The 19367-nt window shown below is 65.0% G+C and carries 17 protein-coding genes; 5 read left to right on the plus strand and 12 right to left on the minus strand.

Annotated elements, in window-relative coordinates; genetic code table 11:
• Nucleotides 1-4: 4 nt before the first annotated feature.
• A complete protein-coding gene (locus OWC48_RS32795; RefSeq protein ID WP_282523689.1) occupies nt 5-472 on the minus strand; it encodes a thioesterase family protein in 468 nt (155 codons plus the stop codon).
• A 182-nt stretch (nt 473-654) separates the two neighbouring features.
• Between OWC48_RS32795 and OWC48_RS32800 the strand changes: the two genes are divergently transcribed.
• Together OWC48_RS32800 and OWC48_RS32805 are read left to right on the plus strand one after the other, a co-directional pair.
• A complete protein-coding gene (locus OWC48_RS32800) occupies nt 655-1683 on the plus strand; it encodes an NAD(P)/FAD-dependent oxidoreductase (protein WP_282523690.1) in 1029 nt (342 codons plus the stop codon).
• A 107-nt stretch (nt 1684-1790) separates the two neighbouring features.
• A complete protein-coding gene (locus OWC48_RS32805) occupies nt 1791-2390 on the plus strand; it encodes a DUF2147 domain-containing protein (RefSeq protein ID WP_282523691.1) in 600 nt (199 codons plus the stop codon).
• A 191-nt stretch (nt 2391-2581) separates the two neighbouring features.
• Here the strand turns inward: OWC48_RS32805 and OWC48_RS32810 are convergent, their stop codons facing one another.
• Entirely contained in the window at nt 2582-3703 is a 1122-nt protein-coding gene (locus OWC48_RS32810; RefSeq protein ID WP_282523692.1) for a hypothetical protein, read from the minus strand.
• Nucleotides 3704-4103: 400 nt separating this feature from the next.
• On the opposite strand from OWC48_RS32810, the gene OWC48_RS32815 reads away from it, so the two are divergent.
• Entirely contained in the window at nt 4104-4460 is a 357-nt protein-coding gene (locus OWC48_RS32815) for a hypothetical protein (RefSeq protein WP_282523693.1), read from the plus strand.
• A gap of 56 nt (nt 4461-4516) precedes the next feature.
• On the opposite strand, the gene OWC48_RS32820 is transcribed toward OWC48_RS32815, so the two are convergent.
• From OWC48_RS32820 to OWC48_RS32830, 3 genes are all read right to left on the minus strand, one after another.
• Complete coding sequence (locus OWC48_RS32820; RefSeq protein ID WP_282523694.1) at nt 4517-4786, minus strand: hypothetical protein; 270 nt, start codon at nt 4784-4786, stop codon at nt 4517-4519.
• A gap of 192 nt (nt 4787-4978) precedes the next feature.
• Nucleotides 4979-6343 carry a cell wall metabolism sensor histidine kinase WalK gene (locus tag OWC48_RS32825; protein ID WP_282523695.1) on the minus strand — a complete coding sequence of 455 codons (1365 nt, stop codon included), beginning with the start codon at nt 6341-6343 and terminating at the stop codon, nt 4979-4981.
• Entirely contained in the window at nt 6340-7020 is a 681-nt protein-coding gene (locus OWC48_RS32830; RefSeq protein ID WP_282523696.1) for a response regulator transcription factor, read from the minus strand. The genes OWC48_RS32825 and OWC48_RS32830 overlap by 4 nt, the downstream gene beginning before the upstream one ends.
• Before the next feature lie 342 nt (nt 7021-7362).
• On the opposite strand from OWC48_RS32830, the gene OWC48_RS32835 reads away from it, so the two are divergent.
• Both OWC48_RS32835 and OWC48_RS32840 read left to right on the plus strand, forming a co-directional pair.
• On the plus strand, nt 7363-8247 hold the full coding sequence (locus OWC48_RS32835) for a MipA/OmpV family protein (protein ID WP_282523697.1): 885 nt from the start codon (nt 7363-7365) through the stop codon (nt 8245-8247).
• Between the two features lie 3 nt (nt 8248-8250).
• On the plus strand, nt 8251-8991 hold the full coding sequence (locus OWC48_RS32840) for a hypothetical protein (protein ID WP_282523698.1): 741 nt from the start codon (nt 8251-8253) through the stop codon (nt 8989-8991).
• An 18-nt stretch (nt 8992-9009) separates the two neighbouring features.
• On the opposite strand, the gene garD is transcribed toward OWC48_RS32840, so the two are convergent.
• The 7 genes from garD to OWC48_RS32875 all read right to left on the minus strand — a co-directional run bounded on the left by garD (nt 9010) and on the right by OWC48_RS32875 (nt 19356).
• Nucleotides 9010-10551, minus strand: coding sequence for a galactarate dehydratase (gene garD / locus OWC48_RS32845; RefSeq protein ID WP_282523699.1), 1542 nt, complete (start codon nt 10549-10551; stop codon nt 9010-9012).
• A 125-nt stretch (nt 10552-10676) separates the two neighbouring features.
• Nucleotides 10677-12125, minus strand: coding sequence for an aldehyde dehydrogenase family protein (locus OWC48_RS32850; protein ID WP_208087724.1), 1449 nt, complete (start codon nt 12123-12125; stop codon nt 10677-10679).
• A 19-nt stretch (nt 12126-12144) separates the two neighbouring features.
• Nucleotides 12145-13503: a glucarate dehydratase gene (gudD, locus tag OWC48_RS32855; protein ID WP_282523700.1), complete on the minus strand. Its 1359-nt coding sequence runs from the start codon at nt 13501-13503 to the stop codon at nt 12145-12147.
• Between the two features lie 26 nt (nt 13504-13529).
• Nucleotides 13530-14474 carry a 5-dehydro-4-deoxyglucarate dehydratase gene (gene kdgD / locus OWC48_RS32860; RefSeq protein WP_282523701.1) on the minus strand — a complete coding sequence of 315 codons (945 nt, stop codon included), beginning with the start codon at nt 14472-14474 and terminating at the stop codon, nt 13530-13532.
• 130 nt (nt 14475-14604) lie between these two features.
• Nucleotides 14605-15510 (minus strand): LysR substrate-binding domain-containing protein, encoded by a 906-nt coding sequence (locus OWC48_RS32865; RefSeq protein ID WP_282523702.1) that lies wholly within the window; start codon nt 15508-15510, stop codon nt 14605-14607.
• A 122-nt stretch (nt 15511-15632) separates the two neighbouring features.
• Complete coding sequence (locus OWC48_RS32870) at nt 15633-16985, minus strand: MFS transporter (RefSeq protein WP_282523703.1); 1353 nt, start codon at nt 16983-16985, stop codon at nt 15633-15635.
• 418 nt (nt 16986-17403) lie between these two features.
• Entirely contained in the window at nt 17404-19356 is a 1953-nt protein-coding gene (locus OWC48_RS32875) for a hypothetical protein (protein ID WP_282523704.1), read from the minus strand.
• Nucleotides 19357-19367 lie beyond the last annotated feature (11 nt).

The raw sequence follows: 19367 nt of genomic DNA on the forward strand, positions 1-19367 counted from the left end.
TATACTAGATGCTCGGCGGCGCGACCTCGGTACCGCGCTTGTGCCAAGGCCTGAGCTTCTCGATGATCTCAGCGGTGAGCGGTGCGGGCCGCCGCGTCGCCTCGTCGAGCATGACGCCGACCGACATCGCCGAAGCGATGCACTTTCCTTCCGAAAACACCACCTGTTCGAAGGTCACCGACGTCCGTCCCAGCTTGACCACGCCGAGGCCGAGCTCGACTGTGTTCGGCCAGTGCAGCTCGGCGCGGAAATGGATGTCGAGCCGCACCATGATCCAGGCGAGGCCCGGCGGCGTCAGCCCGTATTCCGGGCTCTTCATCAGCGTGACGCGGCCGGTCTCGAAATAAGTGGCGTAGACCGCGTTGTTGACGTGCTGGTTCGGATCGAGATCGCCGAAGCGGACATTGTCGCCGAGACGATAGGGATAGTCCTCCAGGCGCGGCGTCGTATCGAGGCGGCTTGGTGCGTTCACCGATTGATCTCCGTCATATCGCATCCCGTTACAGCCCAGTTATCCTGACCCGGCAAGTGGCCGCGACTGCGGGGTGCTCCCGCTTTTATGCCTTCCCTGATCCATCCCCGTTGGCTAGACAGGCAGGGTCACTTCTGCCCCCGGGGCGCCGTCCAACCGATAACGATCGATAAAGAGACGACATGAGCGACGTGATCAAAACCGATGTGCTGATTATTGGCGCCGGCCCCTGTGGTCTGTTCGCCGCCTTCGAGCTTGGCCTTCTCGACATGAAGGCGCATTTCATCGACATCCTCGACAAGGTCGGCGGCCAGTGCGCCGAGCTCTATCCGGAAAAGCCGATCTACGACATTCCCGGCATTCCGCACGTTTCGGGGCAGGGCCTCACCGACGCGCTGATGGAGCAGATCAAGCCGTTCCATCCGACCTTCCATCTCGGCGAGATGGTGGAGACGGTCGAGAAGATCGGCGATCCCTTGTTTCGCTGCACCACCGACGCGGGCAAGGTGTTCGAATGCAAGGTGGTGGTGATCGCGGCCGGCGGCGGCTCGTTCCAGCCCAAGCGCCCGCCGGTGCCGGGCATCGAGGCCTATGAAGGCACCTCGGTGCACTACGCCGTGCGCAAGATGGAGACGTTCCGCGACAAGAGCGTTCTGATCGTCGGCGGCGGCGATTCCGCGCTCGACTGGACGCTCAATCTGCATCCGCTCGCCAAGCGCATCACGCTGCTGCACCGGCGCGACGATTTTCGCGCCGCGCCCCATAGCGTCGAGCAGATGCGCACGCTGGTGGCCGACGGAAAGATGGATCTGCGGCTCGGGCAGGTCACCGCGCTGTCCGGCACCGAGGGCAAGCTGACCGGCGCCACCGTCAAGGGCAACGACAACAGCGTGAGCGAAATTTCCTGCGATACCATGCTGCCGTTCTTCGGGCTGACCATGAAGCTCGGTCCGGTCGCGAACTGGGGTATCGCGCTCGAGAACAATCTGGTGCCGGTCGAGACGTCCGCGTTCGAGACCAACGTATCAGGCATCTTCGCCATCGGCGACATCAACACCTATCCCGGCAAGATCAAGCTGATCCTGTGCGGCTTCCACGAGGGCGCGCTGATGTCGCAAAAAGCCCATCGCTACGTCTATCCGGAGAAGCGGCTCGTGTTCCAGTACACGACCTCGTCCTCCAGTCTGCAAAAGAAGCTCGGTGTCAACTGACGGCACCGGGTTCGGCAGGCAATGCCCCATGTTTCTGGTGCTGGAACCGTTCGCGAAATCGCCGTAGTCTGCGGCCATTGCAGTGGCGGCTTAGCAAGGTGATCATAATGCGGACTCTCTTTTCCAGCTTACGGCTGCTCTCGCTCCTCGCGCTGACGCTTGGCGCGGTTGGGCCGGTAGCCGCGCAGGCGCAGCAGCCGACCGCCGCGGGTCTTTGGCAGAAGACCGAGGAGGGCAAGACGGTGGGATGGTTCCTCTTCGTCGACCACAACGGCATCTTCGAAGGCGTGATCGCGAAAACCTTTCCGCGCCCCGGCGACGATCCGAACGAGGTCTGTGCGAAATGCACGGATGATCGCAAGAACGCGCCGGTGCTCGGGCTCTCCTTCATCCGCGACATGAAGCGCGACGGCTTGAAGTATGACGGCGGCAACGTGGTCAATCCGCGCGACGGCAACATCTGGAAGGCCAAGATGTCGGTGAGCCCGGACGGGCAAACGCTGACCATGCGCGGCTTCCTCGGCATTTCCCTGTTCGGCAAGGACGAGACCTGGACGCGTCTTCCCGACGCCTACATCGCCCAGGTCGATCCTGCCATCGTCGCCAAATATCTTCCGGCACAGGCGACCGCCGCGACGACGAAGCCTGCGCCCGCGCCCGCGGCGAAGAAGGGCGGCGCGATGATGGCGCCGGCGCCGAAGCAGTAGGTTCGCCGTCGGCCGTTGTTGCCGTCACGGCTGTTGCCTCACGCGCCACTGTCATTCCCCGCGAAGGCGGGGAATCCAGTACGCCGCGGCTTCTTCGTATTCTCGCGCTGCCTCTGGAATACTGGATCGCCCGATCAAGTCGGGCGATGACAGCTGAGTGTCGGTGCGATCGTAATGACAGTGAGAGACCGTCAATACGTCCGTGCCTTCTTGCAAGGCGTGTAGAACGTGCCGTTGCCGGCGACGACCCGCTCGAGGCATTGCCGGGGATCGGTGATCTCGCCGTCGACCTGGAAATAATAGGCCTGCGATCCCAGGCTCAGGACGTAATGTCCCGGCGCAAGCTCGAGCCCTGAATCGCCGGTGTGAAGCTCGTACATTTCGGGCCTCCCCGGGATCGGCGACACCCGGAACGGATAGGAGAAGTTTCGGATCACCCCGACATCTTCTCCACCGCCTAGATTTTTTTCTCCGCCGCCTAGATTTTTGCCTGCAGCATCGGTCGAAAACTCCCTGGCGATCTTCGCGACGACCCGAACCTCGACGCGCTCCGGGATCACGCTCGCGGCGTCCCACCGAAACACGATGAATTTGACGCGGCCGTTCGGCAGATGCGGGCGATCGGGCTTCCTGAACTCCGGTGAAATCGCGATGCGTATGTCCGGCGCCATCACGCCGGTCGCATTCAACTCCGCCAGCGATTTGTCGTCGATCAATGCGTAGATGCCGTAGTCGGTTGGCAATAGGCGCGTAGGGGGAGGCGGAGCGGGGGCGACCATCTCCGGTTTGGCGACCGTGATCGTCGTCTCCGGCTTGGCAGATACCTGCGCGATCTCCTGGGCCTGGGACGAAATCTGCCGGCGCAGCGCGGCGATGTTGTCTCGCTGCGAGACGATCAGGATGACCGCGCCAACGGCAAGCAGGATGGCCGCCGCACGCTTGATCACCGGTAGGAGCGGGCCCGAGATCGCAGGCAGCTTGCCGCGGGATATCTCTATCCTCGATCGCAAAACGGTCGCGTCGCCAGACATCAGAAGACCGCCTGTCTCAGTCGCCTTTGACGGCGTGAGCTGTTGGGACGGCAAGCGCTCCAGCGGCGCCTCGTCGCGCGAGAATTTTTCGACCTCCTCGATCGCGACCTCGAGCGCCCGCTTCATCTGGTCGATATTTCGGGCGTCGGCGTAGGTGAACTGCTCCTGGAGCTTGTAGCGGGCGAGGTCGTAGACCATCTGCCGCCTGGCTTCGGCGTCGTCCTTCACCGTCTCGAGCATGCGCGAAATCACGAGTGCAAACTGCACTTCGCTTGCGGGCAAGTCGGTCGAATCCTGCTGGCCAGGAAGCAACTCTCTCGAACTCATAGCGCTGACGGTCCAATGCCAGTCACGCCAACACCTGATTTCTCTAATTGAAACAGTTGATTAAACGATGCGGCCCGCGTCCGCGGCCGTTTCGTACACGTCCTCGCGGAACAATGAAAGCCTCCAAAACAGCTGCGGCAAAATTGCCGGCGCGTTGAACATGCAGAACGTGCGCGCCGGCCGCGGCAACACCGTCCGGCCGTAGTTCTCCGGAATGCGCGCTGGCGCCGGATTTGCATAGCTGTCGCAAAGCCGCTGGGGAGCGAGTCGCCGTCTCCACGCCCGCCGCCACCGTGCGGAAGGCGGACGGCGGTGTCTGTCCCTCGCGGCGCTGATTGCGATCCGCGGAGACGACATGCGACTTGCCAAACTATGTGCGGCGGCGCTGCTGGGGCTGATGGCGCTGCTTGCGACCTCGGCGCTGGCGCGCGACGACGGCCGCTACGCCAACTCGCCGCTAAAACCCTGGTTCGAGAGCCTGCACAGCCAATACGGACAATGCTGCTCGGATGCCGACGGCTACGTCATAGCCGACGTCGACTGGGAATCCGATCGCGGCCACTACCGCGTGCGCATCGACGACGAATGGGTCGTCGTGCCCGACGGTGCCGTGATCACCGAGCCGAACAAGATCGGTCGCACCATGGTGTGGAAGCACTATGTCGACGGCCATCCGCGCGTGCGCTGCTTCATGCCCGGCAGCATGACGTGAACACCGTGTCATTCCGGGCGACGCTTCGCGTTGAACCCGGACTGACGGAATGAGGCTCAGCGCGCCGTGCTTTCCGAATTCGCGCTGGCCAGCCGCTTGACGCGCGGCGACAACACTGACATTTGCGCGGGCGAGGCGGGCATGCCGGCGACGATCATCGCGGGCGCAGCCGACTGCTCCTCGACTCCGGCGCCGCCGAGCACCTGCACTTGCGTCGTCGAAATCGGAAACGACTTCACTTCGTAAGAGGGAAGCTCGCCGGCAAATGCGTCGGCCGAGCTCGCAATCATGGCGCCGGCAACGGCAATCATTGAAAGAATGCGCATTGGAAAATCTCCGTTGAAGGTATCAATCGGAGGTTTGGTCGCGGCGATGCCGCAACAGGTTCGCTCATGTACGAACATTCGACCGCCGCCGGCGGATCTATTTGATTGCGTGATGCGACAGCCGTGAAACGCGGAAGAAGTTTTCCGCGACAATGTTTCCGGACGGTTTCGCCGAAGGCGCGAAACGACTCGTCAGCCCGTTTGCAGATCGAGGTGCCGCGATCTGGCCGTCGCGGTTGCCTCCGGAAAGCGCAAGCTCATCGTCGTGCCGCAGCCGGGATCGGAGGCGATGACGAGCTCGCCGTCATGGGCAGCCATGATCTCGCGGACGATCGACAGGCCGAGGCCAGCGCCGCCGCATGCGCTGTTGCCGGTTTGAAACGGCTCCAGCAGCTTGTGCTCCGCGCCGTCAGGCAGGCCTGCGCCGTCATCTTCAACCGAGATGCTGCCGCGGCCGAGCGTGACGACAATGCGCCGCGCGCCATGGGCATGGATGAGCGCGTTGCCGACGAGATTGGCGAGCGCGCTGCGGATGGCGGCGTCGACGCCTTGCACCAGGAAAGGACCTTCGTCGGCCCGCTCCAGCGCAAGCTCGATGCCGGCGTCCAGCGCCGAGGGACCGAAATCGGCCAGCACGTCCAGCGTGATGGCGGCAAGATCGATCGGCCGCTTTTCGATCGCGTGATTTTGCAGGCGCGCCAGGTCGAGCATGGCTGAGACCAGCGACGTCAGGCGGCGGACGTCCCGCACCAGCTCGGCCTTCAGGGCCGGATCGGGCACGTCGTCGATCTTCGCGCGCAGCAGCGTGAGCGGCGTGCGAAGCTGATGGGCTGCATTGCCGAGAAAGCGGCGCTGCATCCTGATATAGGCGTCGATCTCGCCGAAGGCGCGGTTCAGTGCCTCGACCAGCGGCTTCAGCTCGGAGGGGACTTCGGACAGCGATATCAAACCTTGCGGGGCCGAGGGATCGATCGCGAGCGCGCGGCGTGCAACCCGTTCGATGCCGCGCGAGACGAAACATGCAGCAAGCGCTGAACCGATGGCGACGGTCGCCGCAAAGGCCAGCGCCACCAGGATGATCGAATAGATTCTGCTGACGAGGAAGCTTCTTGCCATCCGGCCGAAGCGGACCTGAGGCTCGCCGACCATCGTCGTAAGCCGCAAGGAGCCCCGTTGCGCAACGGCGAGACAGAACGTGCTCTTCTGGTCGTGGGTGCTGAAGACGGACAAACCGATGGGCCCGCGATAGGGGAATGCGAAAGGAAGCGCCGGCCGGTGCTCGCTACGGTACTCGCTGACGAGATCGCCAACGGATACGACGTACCAGAGGTTCGGGCTGTCGGCCTTCAATTCCATGAGCGCGGGAGTCGGGCGTACCGTCAGGTTTTGCCCATCGAACTCAGTGGCGCGATCGAGAACGGCGGCCACGACCCGGCAGGCCCTGAACTCGCGTTCCTCCAGCGGGTACCTCGAGACGAAGATCGCGACCATGATCAAAAAGATCATTGTGGCGGCGATGCCGAGCGAGAACGCAAACGTTCGGGCGATCGACCTCATCGCGGCGTTGCCATCCGCAGGATGTAGCCGATGCCCCGCATGCTGCGGATCTCGACGTCGCCGCCGAGCTCGGCCAGTTTCTTCCGCAGGCGCGAGACCTGCGCTTCGAGCGTGTTGGATTCGATCTCGTCGTCGAAGCCGTAGATCTCCTCGATCAGGGCGGTGCGGGTGATGACGCGGTCGCGCCGCATCAGCAGCGCGCCCAGGATCACCGCCTCGCGCCGGCGCAGCAGGATTTTGGTGTCGGCGACCACCGCCTCGTTGCTGCCGAGATGCAGCTCGACATTGCCGAGCGACAGCACGGCAGGCGCGAGCAGCCGGGGGCGGCGCAGCACCGCGCGCACCCGTGCAATCAATTCCTGCGGCTCGAAGGGCTTGCCGAGATAGTCGTCGGCACCGCTGTTGAGGCCGTCGACGACGTCCTCCTTGGTGTCCTTGGACGTCAGCATGATGATCGCAGGGCGATCCGGTAACTGGCTCAGCGCCGTGACCACCTCGAGCGCATCACCGTCGGGCAGCATCCGGTCGATGATGGCGAGGTCATATTTGAAATTGTCCAGCGCCTGCCGGGCATCGGCGATCGAGCCGACGAGATCGACGACGCCGTGCAATTGTCCGAGCAGGCGGCAGACATAAGCGCCGATCTGCGGTTCGTCTTCGATCACGAGCGAGCGCACGCGGGTCGTCCTTGACTGTCCTGGGGCCATCGGGCCCCGACCTTGACGCTTCCTGGCCGAAGTCCGGCGGTTCGGTTCGTGCGCGAGTTCCGTTTAACGGAGCGAGCTTGGCGAATAAAAGGCAGGCACGAACGGGCCGAGCGGCACGCACGCTCCAAAGTTATGGACGTGAACGCGTCGCGGGCAATGTTCGGGCAACGTTGATCCGGCGGCGCACCCCCGTGCGCGGAATGTCGCAGGGGCGATCGGGCGTTGCAATCTTGGGGCAATTTTGCCGGACCACATGCTGGGCTCCAACCACACCAGTCGACTCGGCCAGCAAGGCCGGTCCGGGGCCCTGAAATGAAGCATATCGACGAAGCCGCTCTCCGCCTCACGGTGAATGCGCGGCGGACGACCGCCTGCCTTGCCGCACTCGGGATCATTGCGACCGCGCAATCGGCATCGGCGCAGACCGCGTTCACGCTGCCGGCCCCGCCCTTCGAGCTGCCGATGCTGCCGTCGCCGTCCGGCAACTGGACCGTCATGGTCGGCATCGGCGGTGAATACACGCCTGACTTCGTTGGGTCGAAGAACAGCAAGTTTCGTCCGATCCCGATCTTCACCATCCGTCGCGCCGGATCGATCGACCAGTTTCGCGGTCCGCGCGACAGCGCCAGCATCGCGCTGCTCGACGTCGGCAATTTTCGCGCGGGCCCCGCGTTCAAATACGTCTCCTCGCGCAAGAGCGACAAATATGTCGAGCTGACCGGCCTCGGCGACGTCAAGGCGGCTTATGAGCTCGGCGGCTTCGTCGAATATTATCCGGTCGACTGGCTGCGCCTGCGCAGTGAATTGCGCCAGGGCATGGGTGGCCATACCGGAACGGTCGCCGATGTTTCCGCCGACGTCATCGTACCGCTGATCCAGAGGCTGACGATCTCGGCCGGCCCGCGCTTCACCTGGAAGAGCACCAAGGCGACCGCGCCCTATTTCGGGGTTGATGCCGCGCAGGCGCTGGCGTCCGGGCTGCCGATGTACGACGCCAAGGGCGGTGCGCATTCGGTCGGCTTCGGCAGCCAGATCTCCTATCGCATCAATCCGCAGTGGGAGGTCCACGCCTATGTCGAGTACGAGAAGCTGCTTGGTGACGCCGCAGACAGCCCGCTGGTGAAGTTGCGGGGATCGTCGAACCAGACCACCGTCGGCGTGGGTGCGTCCTATTCGTTCGATTTCAGGATTCGATAGATCATGCGCCGCAGAGTCATCCTGGGTCTCGCCTGCGCAATTGCTTCCGTCGTCCTCGGCGCGGCCGCGGCGTTCGAGACGCGTGCGACGAAACTCCAGGCGATCAAGACCGTCGGTGTCGTCTCAGCCATCGGCGAGGAGATGAGCCTGACGCAGGCCGGGCTGACCGCGCTCGGCAACACCGGGCAAAGCGTTTCGATCAGCGCATGGGGGCTGGACGAGCTGATCGTCCAGCAAACGACGAAGCTCTTGAGCGGACGTTTTCGCGTGCAGGCGGTGAGCTACCGGCGCGCAGCGTTCGCCGCGATCAGGGATTCGGCGGTTGCGCCGGTCAATCTCCTGCGCAGCGATCCGTTCAAGGAGCTGGTTCGCAGCGATGTCGCGCCGCAGGGATTGGATGCCTACATCGTCATCACCCGGGCCAGATCGAAACTAGGCAACGGGCGCAACGTCGAGGGCATCGGGCTTGCTCAATATCGGACGCTGCTTGCGGACTACGGCCTGATCCACGCGCTGTACGAGGTGCGCGTGATCGACGGCAAGTCGTTCGACGTGATCGAGAAGCGGGCGGCCGCGCCGCTCGACAACACGGGGACTATGCGGCTCGCCGGCCCGAGCGGGCCTGTCGACGCGACGTTTGACGGCCCGGCTTCGAATGAACGGCTACGCGCGGCGATCGCGGATCTCATCACGCGCAGTCTGCCGGTCACGCTCGGCGACATGCATCTGATCGATAGTCAGTGACCTCTAGGCTTGTCGCCGTCAGGTCACCGGCGCCGGATTGAACAGCGTGAGATCGTTGTGGATGCCCCAGCGGTCCGACCACGGTTTCGTGCGGCCAGAGGCGACGTCGAGGATCAGGCGGAACAGGTCCCAGCCGGTTTCCTCGATGGTCTTCTCGCCAGTGGCGATGCCGCCCGCGTCGAAGTCGATCAGGTCCTTCCAGCGCCGTGCGAGCTCGGTGCGGGTCGCGACCTTGATCACGGGCGCGGCGGCAAGACCGTAAGGCGTGCCGCGGCCGGTGGTGAACACTTGCAGCGTCATGCCGGAGGCGAGCTGGAGCGTGCCGCAGATGAAGTCGGAGGCGGGCGTTGCCGCGAACAGCATGCCCTTCTGGGTCGCCTTCTCGCCGGGCGAGAGCACGCCGGTGATGGCTGACGAGCCGGACTTGACGATCGAACCGAGTGACTTCTCGACGATGTTGGCAAGGCCACCCTTCTTGTTGCCGGGCGTGGTGTTGGCACTGCGGTCGGCGCCGCCGCGGGCCAGATAAGAATCGTACCAGGCCATCTCGCGCACCAGCGCGCGGCCGACGTCCTCGTTGATGGCGCGTCGCGTGAGCAGCTGGATGGCGTCGCGGACTTCGGTCACTTCCGAGAACATCACGGTCGCGCCGGCACGCACCAGCAGGTCCGCTGCAAAGCCCAGCGCGGGGTTCGCGGTGACGCCGGAGAAGGCGTCGCTGCCGCCGCATTGCAGGCCGATGACGAGATCGGCGGCCGGGCAGGTCTCGCGGGTGCGGGTGTTGAGGATCTTCAGGCGGGCTTCGGCCTGGGTCATGATCGCATCGACGATCGCACCAAAGCCGTCGAAGGCTTCGTCCTGCATGCGCACGATGGCATCGCTGACGCCCTCCGGCACCAGCCGCTCGGGCGCGAGCTTTTCGCAGCCGAGGCTGATGACCAGGATCTCGCCGCCGAAATTCGGGTTCTGCGCGATGTTCTGCAGCGTGCGGATCGGAACGACCGCATCGGGGGCATTGATGGCGACGCCGCAGCCATAGGCGTGCGTCAGCGGCACGACGTCGTCAACATTTGGGTATTTCGGCAGCAGCTCGGCGCGGATGCGCTTCACGGCGTATTCCATCGTGCCCTTGACGCATTGCACAGAGGAGGAGATGCCGAGAATGTTTTTCGTTCCGACCGAGCCGTCGGTGTTGCGATAGCCCTCGAAGGTAAACCCTTCGAGCGGCGGCAGCGGAGCCGGGACGGCGGTGGAGATTTCCAGCTTGTCGAGCGCAGGGGCCTCGGGCATGCGGATGCGCGCTTCATCCACCCATTCGCCGGCCAGGATCGGCGACAACGCATGGCCGATCACCTCGCCATAGCGGACGATCGGCGCGTCCTGCGCGATGTCGACCAGCGCCGTCTTGTGCCCTTGCGGCACGAAGGCGCGCAGCGTCAGCCCGCTGGCGAAACGGGAGCCGGCGGGGAGCCCGAAATCATTGACCACGATCGCGACATTGTCGCGGTCGTTGAGCTTGATGTAGCGGGGCTGCTCTTTCGCTGCGACGTCCTGGTCCATCTGCGCTTGCCTCCGAAGCCGTAGGGTGGGCAAAAGGCGCAACGCGCCGTGCCCACCATGCTTCACACCGAACGTAAGCGGTGGGCACGCTTCGCTTTGCCCACCCTACGATATCTTCCCCGTGGTTAGCCCGGATAGGTATAGGCAGTCTTCACCGTGGTGTAGAACTCGCGCGCATAGGAGCCCTGCTCGCGGGCGCCGTAGCTCGAACCCTTCCGGCCACCGAACGGCACGTGATAGTCGACGCCGGCGGTCGGCAGATTGACCATCACCATGCCGGACTCGCTGTTGCGCTTGTAGTGCGAGGCGTATTTCAGGCTGCTCGTGCAGATGCCCGAGGCGAGGCCGAACTCGGTGTCATTGGAGATCGCCAGCGCCTCCTCGTAGTTCTTGGCGCGGATGACGGCGGCGACGGGGCCAAAAATCTCCTCGCGCGCGATGCGCATGTTGTTGTTGGCCTCGGTGAACAGCGCCGGCTGGAGGTAATGGCCGGGCGTCTCGCGCTTGAGCAGCTCGCCGCCGAAGGCGAGCTTTGCGCCTTCGTCCTGGCCGATCTTGATGTAGCGCAGGTCCTGGTCGAGCTGGCTCTGGTCGACCACCGGGCCGATATGCACGCCGGCCTTGAGCGCGTCGTCCACCGACAGGCCCTTGAGGCGCTCGGCCACCGCGGCGACGAAGCGGTCGTGGATGCCTTCGGTGACGATCAGGCGGGACGAGGCGGTGCAGCGCTGGCCGGTCGAGAAATAGGCGCCGTTGACAGCGACCTCGACGGCCGTCTTGAGGTCGGCGTCGTCGAGCACGACCAGCGGATTCTTGCCGCCCATCTCGAGCTGGAACTTCTTCATCGGGTTCGACAGCACGCAGGCCTGCGCGATCTTGCGGCCGGTCTGCACCGAGCCGGTGAAGGAGATCGCCGCGACATCCGGGTGATCGAGCAAGGTCTGGCCGACCACGGAGCCGGAGCCAACCACGAGGTTGAACACGCCGGCGGGAATGCCGGAACGGGTGATGATCTCGGACAGCGCGTGTCCCGAGCCCGGCACCAACTCGGCCGGCTTGAACACCACCGTGTTGCCGTAGCAGAGCGCGGGCGCGATCTTCCAGGCGGGGATCGCGATCGGGAAATTCCAGGGCGTGATCATGCCGATGACGCCGACCGGCTCGCGGGTCAGCTCGACGTCGAGACCGGGACGGACGGAGGCGCCCTTTTCGCCGATCAGGCGCAGCGCCTCGCCGGCGAAGAATGCAAAGATCTGGCCGGCACGGGCGACCTCGCCGATGCCCTCGGGGAGCGTCTTGCCTTCCTCGCGGGCGAGCAGGCGGCCGAGCTCTTCCTTGCGGGCGAGGATTTCGAGGGAAATCTTGTTCAGCGCGTCATAGCGCACCTGCGGCGTCGACTGCGCCCAGGCGGGGAAGGCGGCCTTGGCCGCGGCGATCGCCTTCTCGGTCTGCGCCTTGTCGGCCTTGGCGTACTCGCCGACGAGATCGTTGGTGTTGGAGGGGTTGATGTTCTTGGTGACGCCGGAGCCGTCGACCCACTCGCCGCCGATGAAGTTCTTCAGGATCGCAGTCATGTAGTCCTCCGAGATTTTCTTAACGCACGAGGCAGGGACGCTTGTCGTCAAAGGTCCAGCCGGGGATCAGGTCCTGCATGGCAGTAGCGTCATCGCGGGCGCCGAGTCCATGCTTCTTGTAAAGCTCATGCGCGGTTTCGATGGCCGGACGGTCGATTTCGATGCCGAGGCCCGGCCGCTCGGGCACGGCGATCTTGCCGCCCTCGATCTGGAGCGGCTCCTTGGTCAGCGCCTGGCCGTCCTGCCAGATCCAGTGAGTGTCGATCGCGGTGACCTTGCCGGGCGCGGCGGCGCCGACATGGGTGAACATCGCGAGCGAAATGTCAAAGTGGTTGTTGGAGTGCGAACCCCAGGTCAGGCCGTTGTCACGGCAGGTCTGGGCGACGCGCACCGAGCCCTGCATGGTCCAGAAGTGGGGATCGGCCAGCGGAATGTCGACCGCGCCCAGGCGCAACGCGTGGGAGAGCTGGCGCCAGTCGGTCGCGATCATGTTGGTCGCGGTCGGCAGGCCCGTGGCACGGCGGAACTCGGCCATGATCTCGCGACCCGAGAAGCCGGCTTCGGCGCCGCAGGGATCCTCGGCATAGGCAAGAATGCCGTGCATGTTCTTGCAGAGGCTGATCGCCTCATCCAGCGACCATGCGCCGTTGGGATCGAGCGTGACGCGTGCGTTGGGGAAGCGTTTTGCGATGGCGATGACGGCCTCGATCTCCTGCTCGCCGCGGAGCACGCCGCCCTTGAGCTTGAAGTCCGCGAAGCCATAGTGGTCGTGGGTGGCTTCCGCGAGCCGCACCACGGTCTCCGGCGTCATCGCCTCCTGGTGGCGCAGGTTGAACCATTCGGGCTTGCCGGTCTCGCCCTTGGTGTAATCGAGCTTCGACCTGCTGATATCGCCGACGAAGAAGAGATAGCCGAGCGTCTCGACGCTGTTGCGCTGCTGGCCTTCGCCGAGCAGCGCCGCGACGGGCAGGTTGAGGTGCTGGCCGAGCAGATCGAGCAGTGCGGACTCGATCGCCGTGACCGCATGGATCATCACGCGCAGGTCGAACGTCTGCTTGCCGCGGCCGCCGGCATCTCTGTCGGCGAATGCCGTGCGGACATCGGCAAGGATGTTGTTCATCGCGCCGACGGTCTTGCCGATCACGAGATCGCGGGCATCCTGGAGCGTCTGGCAGATCTTTTGGCCGCCCGGCACCTCGCCGACGCCGGTGTGTCCGGAATTGTCGGTGAGGATGACGATGTTGCGGGTGAAGAACGGCGCGTGCGCGCCGCTCAGATTGAGGAGCATGCTGTCGCGGCCCGCGACCGGGATCACCTGCATCGATGTGACGACCGGTGCGCCGGAGACTGGCGCGCCGGAGACCTCAGTCTGGGCCATTGCACGCCCCTCCCTGTTGCTGTCTGTTATTCTGCAGCTTGTTGTGACGATCGGATGGCGGGGAGATTCTTCACCAGCGCGGTCAGCTCCGCAACCTCCTGCTCGGTGAGATCGGTCAGCGGCGGGCGAACCGGGCCGGAATCACGGCCGATCACCTTCATTCCGGCCTTGATGATCGAGACCGCATAGCCCTTCTTGCGGTTGCGGATCGCGATCAGCGGCAGGATGAAATCCTTCAGGCCGGCGTGAATGGTCGCATGGTCGCGCTTGCGCACGGCGGCATAGAAGTTGGTGGCGAATTCCGGAACGAAGTTGAACACGGCCGAGGAATAGGTCGTCACGCCCATGTCGAGATAGGGCAGCGCGAAGGTTTCCGCGGTCGGCAGGCCGCCGACATAGGTGAGGCGGTCGCCGAGCTTGGTGTAGACGCGGGTCATCAGCTCGATGTCGCCGATGCCGTCCTTGTAGCCGACGAGGTTCGGGCAGCGCTCGGCGAGACGCGCCAGCGTATCGGGCTGCAGGATGGCGTTGTCGCGGTTGTAGACGATGACGCCGATCTTCACGGCGGCGCACACCGCTTCCACGTGGGCCGCAAGGCCGTCCTGCTCGGAATGGGTCAGATAGGGCGGCAGCAGCAGCAGGCCGTCGGCGCCGGCCTTTTCCGCACCGATTGCGATCTCGCGCGCGGTGGCGGTGCCGTAGCCGGTGCCGGCGAGCACGGGCACGCGGCCTTTGGTCTCGTCGACGGCGATCTTGACCACCTGCGGAACCTCGGACGGCGTCAGCGAGAAGAACTCGCCGGTGCCGCCGGCGGCGAACAGGCCGGCAACGTCATAGCCGCACAGCCAGTCCATGTTGGCGCGGTAGGTCGCCTCATCGAACGAGTAGTCCGCCTTGAAGGGCGTGACGGGGAAGGACAGGAGGCCCGATCCGATCTTCTGGGCCATTTCCTGCGGGGTCATCTTGCTCATGGGCGCTGCTCCCTTAATTGCGTGTTGTGGAGGACGCGGGCCGAAGCCTGCGCGTCCATGCGCCGTTGTTTAGGAGACCGTTCGATGCGCGTCCAAGCCAAAGCCTATATCGACCGATGCGGATTGAGCATCAATCGTCCGCCACCTCCGCGGAGGACAATTCGCCTGCGATTTTGACCAGCGCGGAGAGCAGCGGATTCTCGTCGTCGCGGCGCCAGACCATGAACAGCTCGACGGGGACGCGCGTGCGCAGCTTCAGCGGCCGCAGCCGCACGTCGGAGATCTTCAGGCTCGCAGCCGCCGCCGGCACGATGGCAAGGCCGAGGCCGGCGCGGACCATGGCGAGGATCGAATGGATCTGGCTCAGATGCTGCACATAGCGCGGCAGCACGTCGGCGCGGGTGAACAGCGCCACCAGGAGATCGTGGAAATATCGGCTCTCATAGGGCGAGTACATCACGAAGGGCTGGTCGTCGAAGTCCTTGATGGTGATGGTCTCGGCATTCGCCAGCGGATGCTTCTTCGGGATCGCGGCGAGCAGGGGCTCGGCGACGACGCGGCGGCTGGTCAGCTCGGGGCGCGCGATCGGCGGCCTGAGCAGGCCGGCATCGATCTGACCCGACGCCAGCGCCTCGAACTGGTCGCCCGAGACCATCTCCTTCAGCGAGAAGTCCACCTCGGGCAGCTTGGCGCGGCAGGCCGCGACGAGCTCGGGGAGGAAGCCATAGGCGGCGGCCGCGGTGAAGCCGATCTTGACCGAGCCGGTCTTGCCGAGCGCGATGCGGCGGGCGACTTGCGAGGCGCTTTCCGCAAGCTTCAAGATGCGTCGTGCCTCGGGCAGGAAGCTGCGCCCCGCCGGCGTCAGGCGCACCGAGCGGCTGGTGCGCTCCAGCAGCGGCGCGTCGATGATGTGCTCGAGCACCTGGATCTGCCGCGACAGCGGTGGCTGGGTCATGTTCAGCCGCGCGGCGGCGCGGCCGAAATGCAGTTCTTCGGCCACCGTGACGAAACAGCGGAGCTGGTTCAGGTCGAACATCGATACATGCCTTAGATGGATAAGGCGTTTCCCCGGCACTTCTAGCATCGATCATCCCCAAAACAAAGACGGCGGCTGAGGAGCCGCCGTTGAGTTGCCTGGTCAAGCTCCCGGGGGAGCCCTCAGGAGGAACGTTTGAGCACCACCCGCTCGATCTTGCCGACCACCACGAGATAGGCGAACGCCGCCACCAGCGCATTGGCGCCAACGAACAGCAGTGCGCCGTTGAATGACCCGGTCGCGGCCAGGATGTAGCCGATCACGATCGGGGTGCTGATCGAGGAGAGGTTGCCGAAGGTGTTGAACAGGCCGCCCGAGACGCCGCCGGCTTCCTTGGGCGAGGTGTCGGAGACGACCGCCCAGCCGAGCGCGCCGATGCCCTTGCCGAAGAAGGCGAGCGCCATGAAGCCGACCACCAGCGCCTGTCCGTCGACATAGTTGCAGGCGATGATCGACATCGACAGCAGCATGCCGCCGACGATCGGGATCTTGCGCGCCATGGTGAGCGAGCCGGTCTTGCGCAGAATGGCGTCGGAGATGACGCCGCCGAGCACGCCGCCGATGAAGCCGCACAACGCGGGCAGCGTCGCGACGAAGCCGGCTTGCAGGATCGACAGGCCGCGCTCCTTGACGAGGTAGACCGGGAACCAGGTCAGGAAGAAATAGGTCAACGTGTTGATGCAATACTGGCCGAGATAGACGCCGAGCATCATGCGGTTGGAGAGCAACTGGCGGATGTGGTCCCAGCCGGAGCCGGACTCGGGCGCACGCTCCCGCATCAGATCGTTTTTGGGCGCATCGAGATCGACCAGCGCGCCGCCTTCCTTGATGTAGTCGAACTCGGCCTCGTTGATGCCGGGATGCTCCTTCGGGCCGTAGACGGTCTTGATCCAGACCAGGCCCATGATGACGCCGAGCCCGCCCATCACGAAGAACACGTAGCGCCAGCCGTAATCATGCGCGATCCAGCCCATCAGCGGCGCGAAGATCACGGTGGCGAAATACTGTCCCGAATTGAAGAAGGCCGATGCGGTGCCGCGCTCATTGCCGGGAAACCAGGCGGCGACGATGCGGGCGTTGGCGGGGAAGGACGGCGCTTCCGCGACGCCGACGAGGAGGCGAAGTGCGAACAGCACGATGATGGCGGCGCCGGCGCTGAGGAAGCCCACCCAGCCCTGCATCATCGTGAACAGCGACCAGACGATGATGCTGAAGGCATAGACGAGGCGTGAGCCGTAGCGGTCGAGCAGCCAGCCGCCGGGCACCTGCGCCAGGACATAGGACCAGCCGAAGGCCGAGAAGATCCAGCCCATGGCGACGGGATCGAGATGCAGCTCCATGGAGAGCGCGGGGCCCGCGATCGACAGCGTGGCGCGGTCGGCATAGTTCACGGTCGTGACCAGGAACAACATGGTCACGATGAACAGCCTGACGCGAGATCTCCTCACGTCCGCTGCGGACACCACTGCGCTCATCACGCGCCTCCTTAGAACTCGAAATGTTTCCTCACTGCGACTCCTAGAGGCGCGCGCGGCAAAGTGTCCAAGTTCAAGGGAGTATCGATCGATGCCGTTTTTGGATTGATGGAACGGCAGGTGCGGGGAACGATCGTGAAATTGCGAGAATGTGTGGGCCAGACATCGCCGCATACACCGCTGTCATTCCCCGCGAAGGCGGGGAATCCAGTACGCCGCGGCATCTCGATTTAATCACGTCTGTCACGGAGTACTGGATCGCCCGCTTTCGCAGGCGACGGCAGCGAATATGCGGAGAGTGTTAGCCCCAATCGTCATCGCGAGCGCAGCGAAGCTATCCAGAAGTCCCTCCGCGGAAAGATTCTGGATTGCTTCGCTGCGCTCGCAATGACGGTGTGGAGAGAGCTCGCCTTTGCTTCTACTGCTGCGTGCCCAGCAGCGGCGCGAGCAGGCCGCGCGTCACGCCGGGCGGCACGGCATCGAGGCCGAGCACGCTGCTCGCGGCCGGCAGTGCGGCGTCCGCCATCGCGGCGTGGCCTTCCGCGCTTGGATGCACGGCGCCGCCGTAGACGGCGGAGAGCACGCCCCAGGTGGCGTCGTGGATGTCGGTCGGCTGGCTCGCCGCCGGCAGGCCTTGCGGATAGGTCATCGCGGCAAAATAGCTGTCATTGGCATCGCGGATCCAGCGCGCGCGCGGCAGGTAAGCGCGATACTCCGAGGCGCCGCGGCCGCACAGCATCGGCTGGCTCGCCGCGCTCACGATATCGGGATTGAAGCTCTGGCCGTTCTCGGCGAAACACGTGCGGTCGAATTCGGGATCATTGCCCGAATGGGCGCAGAAGCCGTGATCGGCGAACACTGCCTGGTGCGAATCCACGAAGGTCATGCGGTCGGCTTCGGGATCTCGGCACAGCGCGCCGCGCGTGCAGGTGGCGAGCCCCTTCAGTTGCGGCAGGAATTCGGTGTCGACGAAGGTCGAGACGCGGGCCAGGCGCTGCGGATCGGCGTTGAAGGACGGATGGATGTCGAAGCCGGCGCGGCCGCCGCGGCAGGGCACGCCGCCGTCGGCGAGCGCTGGATTGGCGTAGGAGACATAGACCACGTGCGAGAGGTCGCCGCCGACGAGCGGCTTCAGCGCCTCGCGCAGCTTGACGAAATTCTGCGGCAGCTCGCGCGCCAGCGCATCGCGGGAATCATCGACGCTCGCCATCACGCCGGAGCGGCGGAACAGCGCGCGTTCGGTCGCGGTGTCGACGATGACGTCGGCGACGAGGCCGGAGAAGTAGACGTCGTTGGCGCCGACCGAGAGCAGCACGAGGTCGAGCGTGCGGTCCGGCTGGCGCTTTTTCGCCGCGGTGAGCGCCTCGCGCAGCTCGGCGACCTGGGCGTTCACGCTGGTGTTGCAGACGCCGGTCTTGCCGGGCGGGCATTCGCGGGCGCGCTGCGAGCCGAGCAGGCCGTCGCCGATGCTGGCGCCGGTGCAGGCGAGCGGGAGAAAGGTCACCGCGATGTGGGTGTACCGCACCGCGAGCGCCAGCGCGGTGCGGGCCTGGTAACTGTAGAGCGAGCGATGGCAGGGCGAGTTGAACCAGAGCGCGCTGTAGTGCTGCCAGTTGGCGAGCGTATCCGGCGCTTCGCAGGCACGGCCGCCCTTATATCCGGCCCGGCTCGGCCGGTAGTATTGGCCGCCGGCTGCAGTACCGAGATAGGAGCGGAAGCAGAAGCCCTCGTCCGACAGCGCAAGCGGCCGGTCCGGGTTGCCTTCGCCGGAAGCGATGCTGTCGCCGAGCCCGGCGACGAAGATGTCGCGGACCTGGATCTCGGTCTGGACACGCTGGGTCGGATCGGAGCCGGAGGAGACGTCGACGCTGGCGACCGTCTGCTTGCCGTAGCGGACGCGCAGGTTGATCGGCTCGGCGCAATCGAAAGTCGAGGTCTGCGGCCCGTCGCCGTCGTCGAACGACCAGGCGCAGGTGGCGCCGACCGGCACCGCGCCGGTCAGGCGCACGGTCACCGGATGGTCGGTCGGCGTGATGTAATTCTCTTTGACGTTGTCGCGGGTGCAGGGCTGGTTGACCCGGCCCTGGAGGTCGATGCAGAGCCGGTTGACCATGTTGCGGGCCCAGCCGCGGCCCTCGCTCTGGAGCTCCAGCGACTGCTCGGCGGCGAGGATGCTGCGGTTACGCGCGTTCTCGACATGGAGCTGGAAGTCGCGCTCCTCGCGGAACAGGCGGAAGCGGTTGCGCACCTCCCAGGATATTTGCATCGCACCGGCGTCCTGCGCGGCGGCGCGCTCGAGCGGCAAGGACGTCAGAATCCCGGCAAGCAGCAGGAGGCCTGCGGGGAGGATACGAAAGGAAAAAGGGATCATGGCCCGCGTGT

Origin of the sequence: Bradyrhizobium sp. Arg816, from assembly GCF_029989365.1 — a bacterium.
Taxonomy (GTDB): Bacteria; Pseudomonadota; Alphaproteobacteria; order Rhizobiales; family Xanthobacteraceae; genus Bradyrhizobium.

Coding starts and splice junctions, on each gene's coding strand:
- OWC48_RS32800 (WP_282523690.1), top strand. CDS start 655: ATGAGCGACGTGATCAAAACCGATGTGCTGATTATTGGCGCCGGCCCC.
- OWC48_RS32805 (WP_282523691.1), top strand. CDS start 1,791: ATGCGGACTCTCTTTTCCAGCTTACGGCTGCTCTCGCTCCTCGCGCTG.
- OWC48_RS32815 (WP_282523693.1), top strand. CDS start 4,104: ATGCGACTTGCCAAACTATGTGCGGCGGCGCTGCTGGGGCTGATGGCG.
- OWC48_RS32820 (WP_282523694.1), bottom strand. CDS start 4,786: ATGCGCATTCTTTCAATGATTGCCGTTGCCGGCGCCATGATTGCGAGC.
- OWC48_RS32825 (WP_282523695.1), bottom strand. CDS start 6,343: ATGAGGTCGATCGCCCGAACGTTTGCGTTCTCGCTCGGCATCGCCGCC.
- OWC48_RS32835 (WP_282523697.1), top strand. CDS start 7,363: ATGAAGCATATCGACGAAGCCGCTCTCCGCCTCACGGTGAATGCGCGG.
- OWC48_RS32840 (WP_282523698.1), top strand. CDS start 8,251: ATGCGCCGCAGAGTCATCCTGGGTCTCGCCTGCGCAATTGCTTCCGTC.
- garD (WP_282523699.1), bottom strand. CDS start 10,551: ATGGACCAGGACGTCGCAGCGAAAGAGCAGCCCCGCTACATCAAGCTC.
- OWC48_RS32850 (WP_208087724.1), bottom strand. CDS start 12,125: ATGACTGCGATCCTGAAGAACTTCATCGGCGGCGAGTGGGTCGACGGC.
- gudD (WP_282523700.1), bottom strand. CDS start 13,503: ATGGCCCAGACTGAGGTCTCCGGCGCGCCAGTCTCCGGCGCACCGGTC.
- kdgD (WP_282523701.1), bottom strand. CDS start 14,474: ATGAGCAAGATGACCCCGCAGGAAATGGCCCAGAAGATCGGATCGGGC.
- OWC48_RS32865 (WP_282523702.1), bottom strand. CDS start 15,510: ATGTTCGACCTGAACCAGCTCCGCTGTTTCGTCACGGTGGCCGAAGAA.
- OWC48_RS32870 (WP_282523703.1), bottom strand. CDS start 16,985: ATGAGCGCAGTGGTGTCCGCAGCGGACGTGAGGAGATCTCGCGTCAGG.
- OWC48_RS32875 (WP_282523704.1), bottom strand. CDS start 19,356: ATGATCCCTTTTTCCTTTCGTATCCTCCCCGCAGGCCTCCTGCTGCTT.